The following is a 2,388-nucleotide window of genomic DNA, read 5'->3' as shown; positions in this document are numbered from 1 at the left end:
GGTATCGGTGTACACCCTCACGTGATGGTCCCCGTACAACCTCATATGTAGGTGCTCGGCGAGTCCTGTCGTAACTCGCCCACGACAAGGGCCACCCTTCGAATCGTCTACCGCCAAAGTTGACGAACCCGAAGGGTGGCCCTTGCCATGATCCTAGATGGAGAGTCTTGGATGAACATCCGACGTTTCAAAGCCCTGCACGAGGCCGGCGCGACCTATGCCGACATCGCCCGCGAATGCGGCTGCGATTGGCGCACTGTCCGCCGATACCTCGCCGACGATGCACCCACGCATCCACCGCAGGGAACCTCGAGAGCAGGAACACAACCCCGAGCGATCACCGACGACATCGCCGCACTGATCGAAGAGATGCTCCGCGCCGACATCACCATCGCAGCCTCGGTCATCCACGAACGCCTCACCAACGAAAAGTCCGTGACCGTGAACTACCAACGAGTCAAAATCTATTGCAGCACAGCCAGACCCATCATCCGAGACGAACTCGGCGCAGAAGAATCCGGGCTCGGCAATCTACACCGCCGATTCGAAACCATCCCCGGCGCCCAAGCACAAGTCGACTGGGGCGATGAAGGCGATCTCTTCGGCACCGGACGCAAGGTCTACTCCTTCCACATGGTCCTCTCGTTCTCCCGTGACCCATTCTGCTGCTACACCCACTCGATGGACGCCGCCGCGTTCTGGGGCAGCCACATCCGAGCCTTCGCGCACTTCGGTGGCGTCCCGGGTTCGATCGTCTACGACCGCACCAAAACCATTGTCCGCAAACATGTCCGTCCCGGACATGCTGTCCCGTTGCATCCAGCAGCCGTCGCATTCTCCGGGCACTACGGCTTCGACATCGACGTCCTCGCCGCGTACCGGCCCACCGGCAAAGGCCGTGTAGAACGGCAAGTGAAGATCGTTCGGGATCACGTCCTGGCCGGTCGCACGTTCACCGATCTCGCTAGCACCGACCGCACCTTCATGGACTGGGTTCCGATCCGCCGGACTCAGGTGCACCGTACTCACCGTGAGGTCATCGGGACCCGCGCCGTCGTCGATCACGCGGCGCTACGTCCTGCCCCGGCCGAGCCGTATCTTGTCGCCGAAGCCCACCTACGGCGCATCGGAAACGACGCGCTGATCTCGTTCGAGGCATCGCTCTACTCCGTACCCGCCGACCGCGTCCGGGCAGGTCAACGAGTACAGGTACGCGCCGGTGCCGACAACATCGCCATCGCCACCCTCGACAGTGCCGGCGGTACCGTCCTGGCCGTCCACGCTCGCTCGCAGGTCCGCGGCGCCTGGGTCGTCGACCAGGCGCACTGGGCGTCACTGCCCGACGGTCACACCCGTGCCACCACCGACGGACGCGTCGATACAAACCCCGCGGAGGGCACACCGTCACCTTCGGTCGACGCAGGCGACCCGTTGACCGCCAAAGTCATCTCACTCGTCGGACACGTCCACGTCGAACATCGACCACTGTCCGCCTACGCCGTCTGACCGTGAACCACTATCCCACAGCATCTTCCACGACAGGACACCGTTCATGAGTTCACTGACCACCCAACGGATCATCGACAACGCCCTCCGGCTCGGCCTCGGTCACACCGCCGAATCGGTCACCGAATCCGCCGCCCGCGCAGATTCCGCGCAGATGGGATACCTCGACTTCGTCGACCACCTCCTCGCCGAAGAAGTCGCAGTCCGAGAATCCCGGCGGTTCCGCAACGCCCTCAAACTCTCCGGGCTTCCCCATCACAAAACCCTCGACGACTTCGACTACACCTTCCAACCCGGACTCGAACCGCGCCGCATCCGAGACCTTGCCACCCTCGAATTCCTCACCGGCGCAGGGAACATCGCGATACTTGGACCACCGGGAGTAGGGAAAACGCATATCGCGATCGGGCTGGCGGTCGCTGCCTGCCAAGCCGGAAAGTCGATCTACTTCACCACCCTCGACGACCTCGTTCGAAAGCTCAAAGCCGCCGACGCAGCAAACCGGCTCCCCCGGCAACTCGCGAACCTCATGCGCCCATCTCTGCTGGTCATAGACGAGGTCGGATACCTCGCCCTCGACCGCGACGAAGCCAACATGTTCTTCCAGCTGATCAGCCGCAGATACGAGAAGGGCTCCACGATCATCACAAGCAACAAGCATTTCACCGAATGGGGAACCGTCCTCGGCGACGACGTCCTCGCCACCGCGATCCTCGACCGACTCCTTCATCACTGCGACGTCCTGGCCATCAACGGCCCCAGCTACCGGCTCAAAGACCGGCAAGGGCTTGTCACACCAGTGGAGGCACCGGCATCATGAACCTGCCGGACACCGACACGTCAGGTCGTACACAGACCGACACGTGAGGTCGTCCACCGATA

Annotated in this window: 2 protein-coding genes; both read left to right on the top strand. The window is 62.7% G+C overall.

Features of this window, described 5'->3' with window-relative positions:
• The first annotated feature begins 171 nt into the window (after positions 1-171).
• Positions 172-1,506: an IS21 family transposase gene (gene istA / locus R4P47_RS24935; RefSeq protein WP_008720775.1), complete on the top strand. Its 1,335-nt coding sequence runs from the start codon at positions 172-174 to the stop codon at positions 1,504-1,506.
• 46 nt (positions 1,507-1,552) lie between these two features.
• Complete coding sequence (gene istB / locus R4P47_RS24930; RefSeq protein ID WP_032385531.1) at positions 1,553-2,326, top strand: IS21-like element helper ATPase IstB; 774 nt, start codon at positions 1,553-1,555, stop codon at positions 2,324-2,326.
• The last annotated feature ends 62 nt before the right edge of the window (positions 2,327-2,388 follow it).

This window comes from Rhodococcus sp. IEGM 1370 (assembly GCF_033142325.1).
In the GTDB taxonomy this organism is placed as follows: domain Bacteria; phylum Actinomycetota; class Actinomycetes; order Mycobacteriales; family Mycobacteriaceae; genus Rhodococcoides.
This window is presented reverse-complemented; position numbering and strand designations above follow the sequence as displayed.